This is a genomic window from Cryobacterium sp. Hz7 (assembly GCF_004402815.1).
GTDB classification, from domain to species: domain Bacteria; phylum Actinomycetota; class Actinomycetes; order Actinomycetales; family Microbacteriaceae; genus Cryobacterium; species Cryobacterium sandaracinum.
Window position 1 is genome coordinate 107,422 of record NZ_SOFB01000014.1, and the last position, 16,342, is coordinate 123,763.

At 67.8% G+C, this 16,342-nt stretch carries 14 protein-coding genes; 3 read left to right on the top strand and 11 right to left on the bottom strand.

Annotated features, from left to right (window positions below; translation table 11 throughout):
- Nucleotides 1-282 precede the first annotated feature (282 nt).
- The 11 genes from E3N86_RS03775 to rsmI all read right to left on the bottom strand — a co-directional run bounded on the left by E3N86_RS03775 (nucleotide 283) and on the right by rsmI (nucleotide 12,279).
- Nucleotides 283-1,101, bottom strand: coding sequence for a lytic transglycosylase domain-containing protein (locus tag E3N86_RS03775; RefSeq protein WP_241980850.1), 819 nt, complete (start codon nucleotides 1,099-1,101; stop codon nucleotides 283-285).
- Complete coding sequence (locus E3N86_RS03780; RefSeq protein ID WP_134343497.1) at nucleotides 1,098-1,568, bottom strand: hypothetical protein; 471 nt, start codon at nucleotides 1,566-1,568, stop codon at nucleotides 1,098-1,100. The genes E3N86_RS03775 and E3N86_RS03780 overlap by 4 nt, the downstream gene beginning before the upstream one ends.
- Before the next feature lie 261 nt (nucleotides 1,569-1,829).
- Complete coding sequence (locus E3N86_RS03785; RefSeq protein WP_104100811.1) at nucleotides 1,830-2,489, bottom strand: methionine ABC transporter permease; 660 nt, start codon at nucleotides 2,487-2,489, stop codon at nucleotides 1,830-1,832.
- 1 nt (nucleotide 2,490) lies between these two features.
- Nucleotides 2,491-3,552: a methionine ABC transporter ATP-binding protein gene (locus E3N86_RS03790; protein ID WP_134511351.1), complete on the bottom strand. Its 1,062-nt coding sequence runs from the start codon at nucleotides 3,550-3,552 to the stop codon at nucleotides 2,491-2,493.
- 66 nt (nucleotides 3,553-3,618) lie between these two features.
- A complete protein-coding gene (locus E3N86_RS03795; RefSeq protein ID WP_134374556.1) occupies nucleotides 3,619-4,488 on the bottom strand; it encodes a MetQ/NlpA family ABC transporter substrate-binding protein in 870 nt (289 codons plus the stop codon).
- A gap of 195 nt (nucleotides 4,489-4,683) precedes the next feature.
- On the bottom strand, nucleotides 4,684-6,489 hold the full coding sequence (locus tag E3N86_RS03800; RefSeq protein ID WP_134511352.1) for an ABC-F family ATP-binding cassette domain-containing protein: 1,806 nt from the start codon (nucleotides 6,487-6,489) through the stop codon (nucleotides 4,684-4,686).
- 146 nt (nucleotides 6,490-6,635) lie between these two features.
- Nucleotides 6,636-7,571 carry a 4-(cytidine 5'-diphospho)-2-C-methyl-D-erythritol kinase gene (locus tag E3N86_RS03805; protein WP_104100807.1) on the bottom strand — a complete coding sequence of 312 codons (936 nt, stop codon included), beginning with the start codon at nucleotides 7,569-7,571 and terminating at the stop codon, nucleotides 6,636-6,638.
- A 52-nt stretch (nucleotides 7,572-7,623) separates the two neighbouring features.
- Nucleotides 7,624-8,424 carry a 16S rRNA (adenine(1518)-N(6)/adenine(1519)-N(6))-dimethyltransferase RsmA gene (gene rsmA / locus E3N86_RS03810; RefSeq protein WP_233191393.1) on the bottom strand — a complete coding sequence of 267 codons (801 nt, stop codon included), beginning with the start codon at nucleotides 8,422-8,424 and terminating at the stop codon, nucleotides 7,624-7,626.
- A gap of 236 nt (nucleotides 8,425-8,660) precedes the next feature.
- A complete protein-coding gene (locus E3N86_RS03815) occupies nucleotides 8,661-9,614 on the bottom strand; it encodes a TatD family hydrolase (RefSeq protein ID WP_233191385.1) in 954 nt (317 codons plus the stop codon).
- Nucleotides 9,607-11,169 (bottom strand): methionine--tRNA ligase, encoded by a 1,563-nt coding sequence (gene metG, locus E3N86_RS03820; RefSeq protein ID WP_134374562.1) that lies wholly within the window; start codon nucleotides 11,167-11,169, stop codon nucleotides 9,607-9,609. The genes E3N86_RS03815 and metG overlap by 8 nt, the downstream gene beginning before the upstream one ends.
- Before the next feature lie 243 nt (nucleotides 11,170-11,412).
- On the bottom strand, nucleotides 11,413-12,279 hold the full coding sequence (rsmI, locus tag E3N86_RS03830) for a 16S rRNA (cytidine(1402)-2'-O)-methyltransferase (RefSeq protein ID WP_134401725.1): 867 nt from the start codon (nucleotides 12,277-12,279) through the stop codon (nucleotides 11,413-11,415).
- 39 nt (nucleotides 12,280-12,318) lie between these two features.
- Between rsmI and E3N86_RS03835 the strand changes: the two genes are divergently transcribed.
- The 3 genes from E3N86_RS03835 (at nucleotide 12,319) to E3N86_RS03845 (ending at nucleotide 16,209) form a co-directional block, all read left to right on the top strand.
- The gene (locus E3N86_RS03835) at nucleotides 12,319-13,806 is read left to right on the top strand and encodes a dolichyl-phosphate-mannose--protein mannosyltransferase (protein ID WP_134343500.1); all 1,488 of its coding nucleotides are present in this window, start codon (nucleotides 12,319-12,321) and stop codon (nucleotides 13,804-13,806) included.
- Between the two features lie 182 nt (nucleotides 13,807-13,988).
- Nucleotides 13,989-15,089, top strand: a complete 1,101-nt coding sequence (locus E3N86_RS03840) for an acyl-CoA desaturase (RefSeq protein ID WP_134343501.1) — start codon at nucleotides 13,989-13,991, stop codon at nucleotides 15,087-15,089.
- Between the two features lie 127 nt (nucleotides 15,090-15,216).
- A complete protein-coding gene (locus E3N86_RS03845) occupies nucleotides 15,217-16,209 on the top strand; it encodes a YeiH family protein (RefSeq protein WP_134511353.1) in 993 nt (330 codons plus the stop codon).
- Nucleotides 16,210-16,342: the final 133 nt, after the last annotated feature.

Sequence of the window (16,342 nt, forward strand, 5' to 3'; positions counted from 1 at the left end):
GTGTGGGGAGCGGAACGAACGCGGCGGTAGCACGTCCGAGACACATGTTTGGGGCGCTTGGTTAACACTGAGCGTCGATTTGTCCAGCTAGAGGTGGACGCGTAGTGGAGAGTTGAGCGCGCGGGATTGCACCCGGCGCAGGACCGGGGGCCCCGAAGAGGGCGCCCGCACGTGGGCGCGCATCACGGCGGCAGCCGAGTCACGGGAGAACGGCGGCCGCGCGGTGAGCGCGAAGTGGCGTGCGCCACCGAGCGGTTTAGCTCGCTACGTTTATATACGGCGTCACCGCGCGCCCGCCACCGCGGCGTAGGTATTCGCGGTCGCGGCAACGGTGTTCACATAAGAATCGACGTGGTTGTACGCGAACACGGCGGCGCGCCAGCGATCGGGCCGGGACAGCTCGCCGTAGTGGCAGAGGTAGCGGCCGGCGGCGAGGGCGGCATCGTCGATTTGTTGCGGGTCGTCGACGCCGTCCCCGTTGCCGTCGGCGCCCCATCGCTGCCACGTTGCCGGAATGAATTGCAGGGGCCCGACCGCGCGGTCCCATTCGGTGCTGCCATCCCAGACTCCGCGATCGGTGTCGCTCATCGCGGCGAAAGCGCTGCCATCGAGTGCGGGGCCGAAGATGCCCGGGCGGGCGGCGCCATCCGCTCCGAGTGCCGAACCGTCGTGGCTGCCGTGACCGGATTCGACGTTGCCGAGGGCGGCCAGGGTACTCCAACCGAGGTGGCAGCCCGGTTGTTCGGCCGCCAGGGCCAGGGACGCCCCTGCATAGCCGAGCAGGGCGCGCACTGGGATGCCGGCCGCTTGGGCGACGCGGACGGCCCAGGCAGGGTCGGCGAGCGCCGCATTGCCATCAATCGGAGGCGTAACCGTCGGCAGGGCAAGCGTGGCGGGCGCTGGTTCGGCCGCGGGCAGCGATCGGGCAACCTCTGGCGGCACGGTGGTGATGACCGCCGACGCGGCCGGTGCGAGACTCGCCCGCACGCCCTCGGGTGCCTGGAAACCGGGTACCAGCCAGCCGAAGACCAGCCAGCCGACCACGGAGAGGCCGGCAACCGTGGCGATCATGGGGGTTCCGCGGTGCTTGCGCACGGTCACCAGGACAGGGCCCGTTCCTCGTCGGAGAGTACCCGGTTGCCGCGCTGCCCGGCCTCCGTGGCATGACGGGCGTCCGCACCGACGAGCGCGCTGTGGAAAGCCTCAATGGTTCCAGCCGAGGCCTCGCGGCTGGTCGACGCCGCGCCATACCAGCGCCCTGCAGTCATCACGACTACATCACCGACGCTGATCACCCACCCGTGTGTGCCGGCCTTGGGACCCGTGACAACCGTGGCGACCATCGAATCGCACTGGCCCTTGAGTTCGAGGACGTGGGCTCGCGCGCTGGAGAACGTTGCGTAGACGGAGGAGCTACGGCCGAGCTCGCGCCGGTTCGAGGCGAGCAGTCGCCAGATACCGGAGTGCCGCGGCGCTCCCGTGAGCAAGGGACCGGCGCGGTGCCCGTCACGCACGGCGACCGCCCTAACGGGAGTGCCGACATTCTGCACGCTCTCACGGAAAGCCACCCATCCATGCAATCGGGGGTCGGCGGCGGATTCAAACGCCGAGAAGACGATGCTCGGGCTCGGCGACAAGATGACTCCCTGGGCAAGGATGATGCAGCGAAGGGGCCACTGTGACGTGTAAGCGGCTCGAATAGGCCGACCCCGCGTGTACTGTCCAGCCCACGAATGTCCGTTCCGGGAGCATCACCTGAACCGGAGGTGAACGAGGGATGTCCGGCGCTGAAAGAACGCGCGAAAGATGTCCCGCACTCGGGGGTCGTCTTACCGGCGGAATGCCTTCCGGGCCAGCCAGTTTCCGAGGAACTGCACCAGCTGCACAAGCACAATGATCAGCAGCACGGCCGCCCAGGTCACCACGGGATTGAACTGGCGGTAACCGTAGAGCAGCGCGAAGTTTCCGAGGCCGCCGCCGCCGACGTAGCCGGCTACCGCCGACATGTCCACGAGCGCCACGAAGATGAAGGTGTAGCCGAGGATGAGCGGGCCGAGCGCCTCGGGTAGCAGCACCGTGAAGATGATCCGGATCGGCCCGGCCCCCACGCTGCGGGCCGCCTCGATCACACCGGGCGTCACCGTGAGGAGGTTCTGCTCCACGATGCGCCCCATGGCGAAGGATGCCGCGAGCGAGATCGTGAAAATGATCGCCGCGTTGCCGATGCCGGTTCCCACCACGGTCCGGGCCAGCGGCTGGGCGGCGGCCAGGAAGATGATGAACGGGATCGGCCGCACGATGTTCACCAACAGGTTCAACACCACGAAGACCCCGCGGTTCTCGAGGATGCTGCCGGCGCGGGTCAGATACAGGCCGAGGCCCACGAGCAGGCCGCCGATCCCGCCGAAGAAGAGCGTGAGGCCGACGATGTAGAGGGTCTCCCCCGCGGCGATCCAGAGTTCGGGCAACAGGTCGATCAGGCTGTCCATCTCAGCGCACCTCGGTCACGGTCGTGAGGGTTCGCACCCGGTCGAGCGCGGCGTCGATGGCGGCGTCGGCCGCGGCATCCGTCGCCCCCGGCGTGGCCAGTGCCAGCGTCAGGTGTCCGAACGACCGGCCCTGGATCTCGTTGATGCCGCCGTAGACGACCTCGAAGGTGACGCCGGCGGAGACGAACTCGCCGAACACGCGGGCCTGATCGACGCTGCTGTCGCGGAACGCCAGCGTGACGAGGCGGCCCGGGTGACGCCGCCGCAGCACGGCGAGTTCCGACGAAGAAGGGAGACCCTTGACAACAGTCGAGACGAACCGGGCGGAGGCCGCCTGCTGCGGGTTCGAGAACACGTCGAACACGTCGCCGCGCTCGATCACCCGGCCCTGGTCCATCACGGCGACCTTCGTCGCCAGGGTCTGGATGACATCCATCTCGTGCGTGATCACGATAATGGTGACCCCGAATTCCTTATTCACCCGCCCGAGCAGGTCCAGAACCTCGGAGGTGGTCTCCGGGTCGAGGGCGCTGGTGGCCTCGTCGGCGAGCAGGATGCCCGGCTGGCTGGCTAAGGCCCGTGCGATGCCCACGCGCTGCTTCTGACCGCCGGAGAGCTGGTCGGGATAGGCGCCCGCCTTGTCGCCGAGCCCGACGAAGTCGAGCATCTCGGCGACCCGGGCCCGGCGCGTCTCCTTCGATTGTCCGGCCACCTCGAGCGGGTATGCGACGTTCGCCGCGACGGAGCGTGACCCCAGAAGGTTGAACTGCTGGAAGATCATCCCGATGCCCAGCCGCACCGGGCGCAGCTCCCGCTCGGGCAGGCGGGCGATGTCGGTGCCGTTGATCAGGATCTCGCCCGACGTCGACCGTTCGAGGGCGTTCACAAGCCGCGCCAGGGTGCTCTTGCCTGCCCCCGAATAACCGATGATGCCGTAGACATCCCCGGCGTCGATCGTGAGGCTGACCTTGTCGATGGCGACGACCTCGGCCCCGCCCCGGGTCGTGGGCAGGTACACCTTGCTCACGTCACGCAGTTCGACAACGGAGGTGGGGGCAGGCATGGGACGTCCTTACTGACTGGCGTGGCGCCGGACTGTGCGGCTGTGCTGGGCTGAGGTCGGGCGGCGCTACCTCTGGGCTATGGTGTCCTTCTCGACCGTGGCGAGGGAGGCCTCGAGGTCGGCGACCGGGGTCTTGACCATCACCGCGGAACCGGCGGACACGTCGATCACGCCATCCTGAACGGCCTTCGTGGTCTGGTAGATCTCGACCAGCTTCTGGTAGGTGGCGTTGTCCTTGTCCTTTGCGCGGGCCGCGAAAACGTTCACGTACGGGAGCGCGTTGGGGTCGGCGGGATCGTCCTGGGCGAGGGCATCCTCAACCTTCAAACCGGCCTTCTCGACGAAGTCGTTGTTGATGATCGCGGCGGCGACGTCGGGAAGCGACGTGGCGGTGAGCGAGGCCTCGAGCGCGGTCACGGTGACCTTGGACTTTTTCTTATCGATATCGTCGAGGGTCGAGTAGATGCTGCCACCGTCGGAGAGCGTAATCAGCTTCGCCGACTGCAGTACGAGCAACGCGCGAGCCAGGTTGCTGGCATCGTTCGGCACAGCGACGGTGTCGCCCTTCTTGATTTTGCTGACGTCGTCATACTGGGTCGAGTACAGGGCGAGCGGGTAGATCGCGGTGGCGCCGACCGGCGCGAGGTCTTCTTTGCTGGCCACGTTGTACTCGGCGAGGTAGACGATGTGCTGGAACTGGTTCAGGTCGAGCTCGCCGGCAGACAGGGCCGGGTTCGGCTGCCCGAACTCGGTGAAGTCGACGATGTCGACGGTGATGCCGGCATCCGCCGCGGCTTTCTCGTAGACGGCCCAGTATGGGTCGCTGGCGCCGACGACGCCGATCTTCACGGTCTCGTCGGCGGCCGCACCGGAGCAACCGGCGAGCAGGGCGACGAGCGGTACGACCGCGAGAGCGGCGAGCAGTTTCTTGTTCACGATGGGGTTCCCCTTGTTGGCTTCGGTGCCGTCTGGACGGCGGTGGGTGCCGGCGCGATTTCGGGCACAGAGGGACCACGGGACAAAGAGGGGTGGGAGTCTGTGCCGCTGCGTCGCGAGGCACGTTCCAAGGCTAACGGGAGATGCTGCGCCGCGTGCGCGCCAACGTCACACGCGGTCACAGCATCTGCGACTTCAGCCCTCGATCAACTCAGAGAGTTCGATCCAGCGGGTTTCGAAGCCAGCGATGGCGGACTCGAGCGTCTGCAGTTCGGTGCTGAGCACGCCGAGGCCGTCGAAGTCGGACTGGTCGTGCACGGCGAGGCTCTCGTGCAGGGCCGCGATCCGCGCGTTCTGCTTGGCGACCTTGCGATCGATGGAGGCGAGTTCCTTCTGCGCGTTGCGGAGGTCGGCGCCACCGATGGCGAGCTTGCGCGACGCCTTCCCGCCGGAGGTGTTCGCCGCGTTCGCCTCGGCGGGCTTGTCAATGCCGCTCGTCTGCTTCTTGCGCATCTCGAGGTACTGGTCCACACCGCCGGGAAGGTGGCGGAAGCCGCCCTCGGTGACCGCGTACTGGTTGTCGGTGACGCGCTCGATCAGGTACCGGTCGTGCGAGACCACGAGGAGGGTGCCGGGGAAGGAGTCGAGCAGGTCTTCCATGGCCGCGAGCATGTCGGTGTCCAGGTCGTTGGTGGGCTCGTCGAGGATCAGCACATTGGGCTCGTCGAGCACGATCAGCAGCAGCTGCAGGCGGCGCTTCTGGCCACCGGACAGATCCTTGACCTGGGTGGTCAGCTGGGCGCTCATGAAACCCATGCGCTCGAGCATCTGGCCGGGCGTGATTTCCTTGCCGCCGGCCATGTACGACGTCTTCTGACGGCCGATGACCTCGCTGACGCGGTCGTTCTGGATGTCGTCGAGTTCGAACAGCTGCTGGGTGAGCACGGCGACCTTGATGGTCTTGCCGCGCTTGACGGTGCCCGTGGTGGGCAGAAGTGTGCCGGCCACCAGGTTCAGGAGCGTGCTTTTGCCGGCGCCGTTGACGCCCATGATGCCGGTGCGCTCGCCTGGTGCGATGCGCCAGGTGATGTCGTTCAGCACGGTCTTCTCGCCGAACTTCACGCCGATGTCGACCAGGTCGACGACATCCTTGCCCAGGCGCTGCATGGCCATCGACTGCATCGACACGGTGTCGCGGGGCGGCGGCTCGTTCTCGATCAGCTCGTTCGCGGCGTCGATGCGGAACTTGGGCTTCGCGGTGCGGGCGGGGGCTCCGCGCCGCAGCCAGGCCAGTTCCTTCTTCATCAGGTTCTGGCGCTTGGATTCGGAGGCCGCGCTCATCCGGTCGCGTTCGACGCGCTGCAGGATGTAGGCGGCGTAGCCACCCTCGAACGGTTCGATCAGGCGGTCGTGCACCTCCCAGGTCATGTTGCAGACCTCGTCGAGGAACCACCGGTCGTGGGTGACGACCACCAGGCCGCCGGAGTTCGTGGCCCAGCGGGTCTTCAGGTGACCGGCGAGCCAGGAGATGCCCTCCACGTCGAGGTGGTTGGTGGGCTCGTCGAGGAAGATGACGTCGTGGTCACCGATCAGCACGGAGGCCAGAGCCACCCGGCGACGCTGGCCACCGGAGAGGTCGTCGACAAGGGCGTCCCAGGGGATGTCCCGCACGAGTCCCGCAATCACGTCGCGCACCTTGGCGTCGCCCGCCCAGACGTGCTCGTCGATGCCGCCGACGATGGTGTGGCCCACGGTCTGGCCCGAAGCGAGGTCGTCGGACTGGTCGAGCATGCCGATGGTGACGCCGCGCCGGCGCGTGACGCGGCCCGCGTCGGGTTCCATCCGGCCGGCGAGCAGGCGCATCAGGGTGGACTTGCCGTCGCCGTTGCGGCCGACGACGCCGATCCGGTCGCCTTCGTTGAGACCGGCGGTGACGCTGTCAAAAATAACGCGGGTGGGAAATTCAAGGTGCAGGGACTCGGCCCCGAGCAAATGTGCCATAGCTTTCGAGTTTAGCTGGCGCGGCTGAGAGGCCCGCGCGCCCCGGTTTCGCACCCGGTGGCCTGACTGTTGCCGAATCGGACATCTGTTGCCGGCACACCGGCAACAGATGTCCGACCGGGCCACAGTTGCGGCAAAACGGGGGGCTAGTCGTGGATGATCCGGGCCCCGTGCACCGGCCCGGTGGCGCGCACCACGCGCAGCCGGGACGCGCTCAGGGCGACCTGCAGTTCGAGGGCGCTGTCGGCATCAGCGACCAGGAAGGCCACGGTCGGGCCGGAGCCGGAGAGCAGGCCGGCCAGGGCGCCGTTCGCCTCGCCCAACTCGAGCACCTTGCCCAGGCCGGGGGCCAGGTGCAGCGCGGGGGCCTGCAGGTCGTTGTGCAGCGCCTCGGCCAGCATCCGCGGGTCGCCGGCCCGAAGCGCCTGCAGCACGTTGGTGTCGACGGAGGGCTGGATCTGGGCTGGGAAGATGTCCTGGGCGTGGCGTTCGCGGTGGCGGTCGAGCTCGTTGTAGACGCCGGGGGTCGAGAGGCCGAAGTCGGCGAGGGCGAGCACCCAGTGGAACTGCCCCTTGGCCAGGGCTGGGCTGAGCTGGTCGCCGCGCCCGGTGCCGATGGCGGTGCCGCCGGTGAAGGCGAACGGGACGTCAGCGCCGAGGGTCGCGGCGATCTCGATGAGGTCGTCGCGGGTGGCGTCGGTTCCCCACAGGGTGTCGCAAGCGAGGAGGGTGGCCGCGGCATCCGCCGACCCGCCACCCATGCCGCCGGCGATGGGCACGTTCTTCTCGATCGAGAGGCGCACTCCCCCGCGATAGCCGGCCTTGCGGGCCAGGGCGCGCGCGGCCTTGATGGCGAGGTTGCTGCCGTCGACGGCGAGACCCGAGGCATCTATGGTGCCGGTGAACACGACCGAGAAGTCGTCGGCCGGCCAAGCGCGCACGTCTTCGAACAGTGACACGGCCTGGTAGGCGGTGGCCACCTCGTGGTACCCGTCTTCGAGGACCGCACCGACCTTGAGGCAAACGTTGATCTTGCCGGGCGCCCGCGCATGCACCACGGGGGAAGGGGCCGGGTTGGTCATGTGACTAACCTAGCCCAGCCGCACACTCGCGACTGCCCCGCGGCGGCACGCGTCAGTGTGCGGCGAGCTGGGCGCGGGCGATCGCCAGGAAGTCCTCGACCGTGAGCTGCTCGCCGCGCTCGGTAGGGTCGATTCCGGCGTGCGTCATGATCTCGGTGGCACTCGATGGGTCACCGAGAACGGAGGACAACGACTGGCGCAGCATTTTGCGGCGCTGCTGGAACGCGGCATCGACGAGGGCGAAGGTGGCGCGGCGCAATTCCTCGGATTCGAGCGGCCGGGCGCGTCGTTCGAAGGCGATCAGGATCGAATCGACGCCGGGAACCGGCCAGAACACCTGGCGGCTGACCTTGCCGGCGGTGCGGAATGCCCCGTACCAGGCGGCCTTGACGCTCGGGCTGCCGTAGACCTTGCTACCGGATGGCGCCGCGAGGCGCTCCCCCACTTCGGCCTGCACCATGACCACTCCGGCCCGGATGGAGGCAAAGTGCTCCAGCAGGTAGAGCAGCACCGGCACCGACACGTTATACGGCAGGTTCGCCACGAGGCGGCTCGGATCGCCGGGCAGTTCCATGATCTTGAGCGCGTCGTTGCGGATGACGGTGAGCGGCGCGCCGGGATGCATCAGCTCGACCGTCAGCGGCAGCTGCTCGGCGAGCCGGTCATCGATCTCCACGGCCACGACGGTCGCGCCGGTCTCGAGCAGCCCCAGCGTGAGGGATCCCAGCCCGGGGCCCACCTCCAGCACAGTGTCGCCGGGTGAGACGGTTGCGACCCTGACGATGCGGCGCACGGTGTTGCCGTCGATGACGAAGTTCTGGCCGAGCTTCTTGGTGGGGTTGACGCCCAGCATCTCGGCCAGGTCGCGGATCTCGGCGGGGCCGAGGAGGGACCGTGCGCCGGGAGCGGCGGCTGGAGCAGCAGCGGGTGCTGCAGCGGGATCCGCGGGCTCGGCATCCGTTTCGAGAGCGGATGCCGGCTCCGGCACGGCGGCCGGCGCGGCATGCCGGCCGCCGGTGACTTCGTCGCTGACGGGTCGGGTGCCGGCCTCGGGTTCGTCTCCGGGAGCGTAGCCGTGGCGGGGCGGGGTCATGCGAGGCCTCCGACCCAGCTCGTGTCGGGCTCTGGCTCGGTGACCGTCACCGGTTCGGCGTCCCACCGCCCGTAGACGAGTTCGGTGTTGGACGAAATCTGGGTGGCGAGAATGGTGGCCTCCGTTTCTAGGTGGTCGGCCATGACGCGCAGGGTGTGCGGCAGCAGGTACGGCGCGTTCGGGCGGCCGCGGAAGGGTGCGGGGGTGAGGAACGGGGCATCCGTCTCGACCAGCAGCAGCCGGCGCGGCACCGCGGCCAGGGCCTCCCGCAGATTCTGGGCGTTCTTGAAGGTCACGGTTCCCGCGAACGAGAGGTACCAGCCGTTGTCGGCGAGGATGCGGGCCATCTCGACGTCGCCGGAGAAGCAGTGGAAGACGGTGCGATCGGGCGCGCCGACCCGCAGCAGGGTCTCGATCACCGCGGCGTGGGCGTCGCGGTCGTGGATCTGCAGCGCGAGGCCGTTCTGCTTGGCGATGTCGATGTGCGCCTCGAAGGAGCGGAGCTGGCTGGCGTGTCCTTCGGGGCCGGTGCGGAAAAAGTCCAGTCCGGTCTCCCCGATGGCGACCACGCGCGGGCGCGTCGCCAGCTCGGCGATCTCAGCCAGGGCGTCGTCGAGGGTGCCGGCGGCCTCGTAGACCGGGGCCTCGTTGGGGTGGATGGCGACGGCCGCGAGCATGCGCGGCTCCCGGGCGGCCATCGCGGCCGACCAGCGCGAGGTCTCCAGGTCGCCGCCGACCTGGATGACGCCGCGCACGCCGACGCTGGACGCGCGGTCGAGCTGCTCGGCCACGCTGAGCGACTGCTCACCGTCGGCGATCTCCAAGTGGGTGTGGTTGTCGTAGACCGGCACGACGAGCGGGTCGGGCAGCGGCGGGTAGCTCAGGTCCCGGCCGGCACCTTTTTCGCGCTGGCGCACGGGGCCGGCTTCGGGCCCGGGCTCGTCAGCCAACCGTGGCCTCGATGCGCGGGAAAAGCGCCTCGAGCGGGGAGACCCGCGGGCCGCCGGTCCACTCCCAGGCCCGGTCGATGCGCTGGTCGGTGACCAGGCCGATGCCGCCGAGGGCGGTCCAGAGCTTCGCCGTGGCCTGCGGTACGACCGGCGAGAGCAGCACGGCGAGCGTGCCCAGTCCGCGCACGGCGGTGACCAGCACGGCTTCGAGTCGGTCCCGGTCGGCCGGGTCCTTCGCGAGCGACCACGGCTCCTGGGCGGTGATGTAGCCGTTGAGCTCGTCGACCAGTTCCCAAATCGCGGCGATGGCGTCGTGGATGGCGAGGTGTCCGATGGCCAGTGTGGCGGCATCCGTCACCCGCTTCTCGGTGCCGCGAATGAGCTCGTCGGCCTCGCTGAAGTCGCCGGCGACGGGGATCTCGCCGTCGCAATAGCGCACGACCATGGCGATCACGCGGGAGGCGAGGTTGCCGAAGCCGTTGGCCAGCTCGGACTGGTACCGGGCGGACAGGTCTTCCCAGGAGAAGGAGCCGTCCTGGCCGAAGCTGATCGCGCGCATGAAGTAATAGCGGAAGGCGTCGGAGCCGAACGTATCCGTGATCTGGTTTGGGGCGATGCCGGTGAGCTTGGACTTGCTCATCTTCTCGCCGCCCACGAGCAACCAGCCGTGCCCGAAGACCTGCCGAGGCACCTCGATGCCCGCGGCGAGGAGCATTGCAGGCCAGATGACGGCGTGGAAACGCAAAATATCTTTGCCCACGACGTGCGTCGCCGGCCAGAGGCGGCTGAACTTCTCGTCGTCGTGGCCGTAGCCGGCGGCGGTGATGTAGTTGAGCAGGGCGTCGAACCAGACGTAGACGACGTGGCTGTCGTCCCAGGGCACCTTGATGCCCCAGTCGAAACTGGAGCGGGAGATCGACAGGTCGCTGAGGCCCTGCTTGACGAAGGATATGACCTCGTTGCGCGCCGACGCGGGCTGTACGAAGTTCGGGTTCTCCTCGTACAGGGCGAGGAGCTGGTCGGCGAACGTGCTCATCCGAAAGAAGTAGTTCTTCTCGTGCAGCAGCTCGCAGGGGATGGAGTGGATGGCGCAGACCTGCTGCCCGGCGTACTCGCCGACCCCATCGATGAGGTCGCTCGGCTGCTTGTACTCCTCGCAGCCGACGCAGTAGAAGCCCTCGTACTCGCCCGTGTAGATGTGGCCGGAGTCGTAGAGGTGCTGCAGGAACTTCTGCGCGTTCACTTCGTGGCGCACATCGGTGGTGCGGATGAAGTCGTCGTTTCGGATGTCGACCGTCTTCAGCAGCGGCTTCCAGGCGGTTTCGACCAGACGGTCGGCCCACTCCTTCGGCGTGACGCCGTTGGCGGTCGCGGTGCGCAGGATCTTCTGCCCGTGCTCGTCCGTTCCGGTGAGCAGCCAGGCATCCTCGCCGGACTGCCGGTGCCAGCGTGCGAGCACGTCGGCAGCCACCTCGGTATAGGCGTGCCCGATGTGGGGGACATCATTCACGTAGAAAATGGGCGTGGTGATGTAAAAAGATGAGCCGTCGGACATGCTCTCATCCTATTAGGAGCAGCGGATGACGCTGGCCGTGTTACTTTGTGCCGCGATCGTCGTGGTGCGTAGGCCGAAGTCCGGCGGCAGCACCTGCCGCGCGGCCGGGCCCGGGTCCGGTTCGGGGCGTCCCGGAGGGCGAGGGACTCCCGCACGTCCAGGCCGTGCACCTTTTGGTGCGGGTAGTCCACGGGATCTGCTGAGCACGATCGCGCCGTCGTGCCCCCCGGCCGCGAACTCCTGTCAGGGCAGAGGCAGAGCCTGGAAGTCCGCGCGGGCCGCGGCGGGCTTGCCCGTCTTGCGCTCCAGCGCCGCCTCGTAGAGGGCGCGCTTGCCGAGCCCGGTGGCGGCGGACACGTCGGCGGCCGCATCCTTGAGACGGATGCCCGACTCCACCAGCGCGAGCACCTCGACCACCCCGGTCTCCAGATCCAGCACGCGTGCCTCCGCCCCGGCGACCACAATGGCGATCTCGCCCTTGACCCCGCCGGCGGCCCACTCAGCCAGCTCGGTCGCGGTACCGCGCTTCACTTCCTCGTAAAATTTGGTCAGCTCACGGCAGACCACGACGCGGCGCCCGGCCCCGAGCACCGCAGCCAGATCGGTGAGGGAGGCCGCCAGCCGGTTGGGCGATTCGAAAAAAACCATTGTGCGCCGCTCCGCGGCCACCTCGCGGAGGGCCGAAACCCGGTCGCCGTGCTTGCGGGGCAGGAACCCCTCGAAGGTGAACCGGTCCGTCGGCAGCCCGGACACGGCGAGCGCGGCGAGCACAGCCGACGGCCCGGGCAACACCGACACGACGACGCCGGCCGCCACCGCGGCATCCACCAGGTGGAAACCCGGGTCGGATACCGTCGGCATCCCTGCGTCGCTGAGCACCAGGATGTCGGTGTCGCGGGCGAGTTCGACGAGTTCGGCCGCCTTGCCGCGCTCGTTGTGGTCGTGCAGGCTGATCAGCCGCGGGCGGTTCTCGATGCCCAGGGCCTTGAGCAGGTGCACGGTGACCCGGGTGTCCTCGGCGGCGATAATCGTCATCGTGCCGAGCGCCTCGATCAGACGCTTTGACGCGTCGCCCAGGTTTCCGATCGGGGTGGCAGCCAGGAGGATCATGGTCCCAGTCTCGCAGCCACGGATCACTACGATGGTCACGTGTTCGTGACAAGCCGCGTTTTCTTCTGGGCCGGGCCGCTGGCGGTGACCCTGCTCGCGGCGGTGCTGCGACTCTGGAATCTCGGCGTGCCGCACGGGCTGGTGTTCGACGAAACCTTCTATGTGAAAGACGCCTGGACTCTCAACAACCTCGGCTACGAGTCGACCTGGCCCGAGGGGGCGGACGCCCTCTTCGCCGCCGGGCAGACCGATGTCTTCCTGTCCGACCCGTCGTTCGTGGTGCATCCGCCGCTCGGCAAGTGGCTGATCGCACTGGGTATGGCTGTCGTCGGCCCCGAACACAGCTGGGGCTGGCGGATCGCCACCGCCCTGATCGGTGTGCTGGCGGTCGTGCTGCTGATGTTGATCGCGAAGAAGCTGTTCGGGTCGACCGTGCTGGCCGTGATCGCCGGGTTCCTTTTCGCCATCGACGGCAACGCCATCGTGATGTCGCGCGTGGCCCTGCTGGACAACTCCGTGATGTTCTTCGCCCTTCTCGGGTTTGGCGCTGTGCTGCTCGACCGGGACCGGCACGCCACCAGGCTGTCTGCCCGCCTGGTCCAGGCGCGTGAGGCCGGGCGGGAGCCGGGCTGGGGGCCGACCCTGTGGCGGCGGCCCTGGCTGCTCGCGGCCGGCCTTGCCTTCGGGCTCGCCTGCAGCGTCAAGTGGTCGGGCATCTACTTCCTCGCCGCCTTCGGCGTCTACCTTGTTCTCGTCGACGCCCTCGCCCGGCGCCGCGCCGGGCTCCCGTTCTGGTTCAGCGCCGCCGTGCTCAAGCAGGCACCGGCGACCTTCCTGCTGATCGTGCCGGTGGCCGTCGCCACCTACCTGGCCTCCTGGACCGGCTGGTTCGTCACCCGGGGAGGCTACTACCGCGACTGGGCCACTACGCCGGATGCCGCGTGGACCGGCGCCCTCGCCTGGATTCCCGACTCGGTGCAAAGCTTCTGGCACTATCAGGTGGCGGCTTACACCTATCACGTCGGGCTCTCCACGCCGCATCCGTATCAGGCGAACCCGTTGACCTGGCTGTTCATGAGCCGCCCGACAAGCATGTACTACCGCGGCTCCGCTCTGGGCGAGAACGGATGCGACGTCGCCACCTGCTCCGAGGCGATCACCGGCATTGCGAATCCGATGATCTGGTGGGCGGCCACGGCGGCGGCCTTCTACCTGGTGTATCGCCTGGCGCGCTATCGCGAGTGGCAGGTCGGCCTGATCCTGATGGGGCTGGTCGCCGGCTACCTGCCCTGGCTGATGTACCTGAACCGCACGGTCTTCCAGTTCTACACGATCGCGTTCGAGCCCTACCTGCTCCTCGGCCTCACTTTCGTGATCGGCGTTCTGCTCCCCCGGGCAGGCTGGGTCGTGCTGGGCTTCCTGGTGGCGGCCGCGCTCCTCAGCGCGTATTTCTACCCGCTTTGGACGGGCATCCAGACCCCGTTTACGTTCTGGCAACTGCACATCTGGCTTCCCAGCTGGCGCTGACTTTCACGTGCTTTTCCGGGAAACCGGAAGCCACTTATATGCCTCTGTGGGCATATACCGACTGGGAAAGCGGTGTGAAAGCACCCGTTTCCAAGGGGTCCGGCCCATAGAATATGGATATCTGTTTTACGAGTGTCTGCTCCATCATCGACTGAGAAGTCCGGATACAAACCAAAGGCCTCATGTCGGAAGCTGTTGCCGCACCCACGGTGCGCATTGTCAAGACCCGCCCGGGTGGCGATTCGAAAAACCCCACCACCGAGTATTCATCGCTGCTGCACACCGTGCGCAACCTTGGACTTCTGAAGCGCGCCACCGGTTTCTACTGGTTCGTCTTCTCCATGCTCGTGCTCGCCACCCTGGGAACCGGGACCGCGTTCGTGCTGCTCGGCGACAGCTGGTACCAGCTCATCGTCGCGGGCGTGCTCGGCATCATCCTCACCCAGTACGCGTTCCTCGCCCACGAGGCGTCGCACCGCCAAGTGTTCGAGGGCGGTCGCGCGAATGACCGCGCCGGGCGCATCCTCGCCAACCTGTTCGTCGGCATCAGCTACGCCTGGTGGATGAACAAGCACAGTCGTCACCACGCCAATCCGAACGTCATCGGCAAGGACCCGGACATCGCCCCCGACTTCATCGTCTTTCGGGAAGAGGACGCAGCGAAGGTCAGCTGGCTCGGCTCGTTCGTCACGCGCAAGCAGGGCTATCTCTTCTTCCCGCTCCTGATGGCCGAGGGGTTCAACCTGCACGTGCAGGGTTTCAAAACCGTCTTCGGCAAGAAGAAGGTCGACAAGCGCTGGCTCGAGATCAGTATGCTGACCACCCGCATCGTGCTCTATGTCGCCGCGATTTTCTACTTCCTCCCCGTCGGCATGGCGTTCGCGTTCATCGGCGTGCAGCTGGCCGTCTTCGGTGTCTACATGGGGGCGTCCTTCGCGCCGAACCACAAGGGCATGCCGCAGCTCCCCCACGAGAGCAAAGTGGACTTCCTCCGCCGCCAGGTGCTCACCTCCCGCAACATCCGCGGCGGCACGTTCATGGACACGTTCATGGGCGGACTCAACTATCAGGTCGAGCACCACCTGTTCCCGAACATGGCTCGTCCGCACCTGCGCAAGGCCCAGGAGATCACCAAGGAATACTGCAAGACGCACAACATCCTTTACACGGAGACGTCGCTCTTCGAGTCCTACGGCATCGTCATCGCTTACCTGAACAAGGTCGGGCTCGGCGCCCGCGACCCGTTCGACTGCCCGATGGTCGCCCGGTTCCACCACCGGTAGATCGGCTGCAGCACTCCGACGAGCCGTGAGCAAAGCCCCTGTCCCCGTGCGGGAGAGGGGCTTTTCTCACGGGTCGGCGACGGGTACCAGGCCCGCCGCGGGCAAAGATGGCCGTAAACTCGGTGCAATGTGGCTGCCCGGTGTGCTGGTCGCGGCTGCGGCCGCGCTGCTCGCCGGAATCGTCCACGCGCTCCTCCCTGCCCTGCCGCTGCTCACGCTCGCTGTCGCCTTCGGAATCGTCGCCGGTAATCTCCCGGTCGCCCACAGTGCGTTGACGGGAGTCCTTTCCAAGGGCCTGAAGCTCGCGGCCACCCGGTTCATGCGCATCGGCATCGTGCTGCTCGGCCTGAAGCTGAGCCTGGTGGACATCCTGGGCTTGGGCTGGGTGACTATCATGACCACCGTCCTGATCGTGCTGCTCACCTTCGTCGGCACCTACTGGCTCGGGCGCGCGGTTCGCCTGCCCGGCCGCCAGCCGATCCTGATCGCCACCGGCTTCTCCATCTGCGGGGCGTCCGCGATCGGCGCGATGAGCGGGGTGGTCAAGGCGAAGGATGTCGACACCGCCACCCCGATCGCCCTGGTCACCCTCTGCGGCACGCTGGCCATCGCGGTTCTGCCGGTGCTGTGGCATCCGCTCGGTCTGACCGATCTGCAGTTCGGGCACTGGGTCGGCGCCGGCGTGCACGACGTCGGCCAGGTCGTCGCGACCGCGCAGATCGCCGGGCCCGCCGCACTGACCGTGGCCGTCGTCGTGAAGCTCACCCGGGTGCTGCTACTCGCGCCGATCGTCGCCGTCATCGCCGTCGGCGAGCGCCGCCGCGAGACGCGCGTCGCCACGGTGACGGATGCCCCCGTGTCCCGCCCGCCGCTCGTGCCCCTGTTCGTGGCCGGTTTCCTGGCCGCCGTTCTCGTGCGCACGTTCGCCCCGCTGCCGGACGCCGTGTTGGCCGGCGCGGACACCGTGCAGACCTACCTGCTCGCGGCCGCGCTCTTCGGGCTCGGCGCCGCCGTGAACCTCGGTTCCATCCTGCGCACCGGAGGCAGGGCCCTCCTCGTGGGTCTGACCTCCTGGACGTTGATCGCCACCCTCGCCCTCGCCGCCGTGCAGCTGCCCTGAGCCGGTGTCAGCGGCTCCGTCCCGAACGAATTCGACGGAGATTTTGGCTCTCCTGCTGCTTCTGTGGGTTAATCCCGGCCGGGGAGCACTGGTTTGTGGCCGCCGAGGCTGAGCATGGCGAGGGCGATGAGGG

Bases quoted from the DNA above. Each gene is read 5' to 3' on its own strand.
- E3N86_RS03785 (WP_104100811.1), bottom strand. From the start codon at position 2,489: ATGGACAGCCTGATCGACCTGTTGCCCGAACTCTGGATCGCCGCGGGG.
- E3N86_RS03840 (WP_134343501.1), top strand. From the start codon at position 13,989: ATGTCGGAAGCTGTTGCCGCACCCACGGTGCGCATTGTCAAGACCCGC.
- E3N86_RS03800 (WP_134511352.1), bottom strand. From the start codon at position 6,489: ATGGCACATTTGCTCGGGGCCGAGTCCCTGCACCTTGAATTTCCCACC.
- E3N86_RS03790 (WP_134511351.1), bottom strand. From the start codon at position 3,552: ATGCCTGCCCCCACCTCCGTTGTCGAACTGCGTGACGTGAGCAAGGTG.
- rsmI (WP_134401725.1), bottom strand. From the start codon at position 12,279: ATGATCCTCCTGGCTGCCACCCCGATCGGAAACCTGGGCGACGCGTCA.
- rsmA (WP_233191393.1), bottom strand. From the start codon at position 8,424: ATGCTGGGCGTCAACCCCACCAAGAAGCTCGGCCAGAACTTCGTCATC.
- metG (WP_134374562.1), bottom strand. From the start codon at position 11,169: ATGTCCGACGGCTCATCTTTTTACATCACCACGCCCATTTTCTACGTG.
- E3N86_RS03845 (WP_134511353.1), top strand. From the start codon at position 15,217: ATGTGGCTGCCCGGTGTGCTGGTCGCGGCTGCGGCCGCGCTGCTCGCC.
- E3N86_RS03805 (WP_104100807.1), bottom strand. From the start codon at position 7,571: ATGACCAACCCGGCCCCTTCCCCCGTGGTGCATGCGCGGGCGCCCGGC.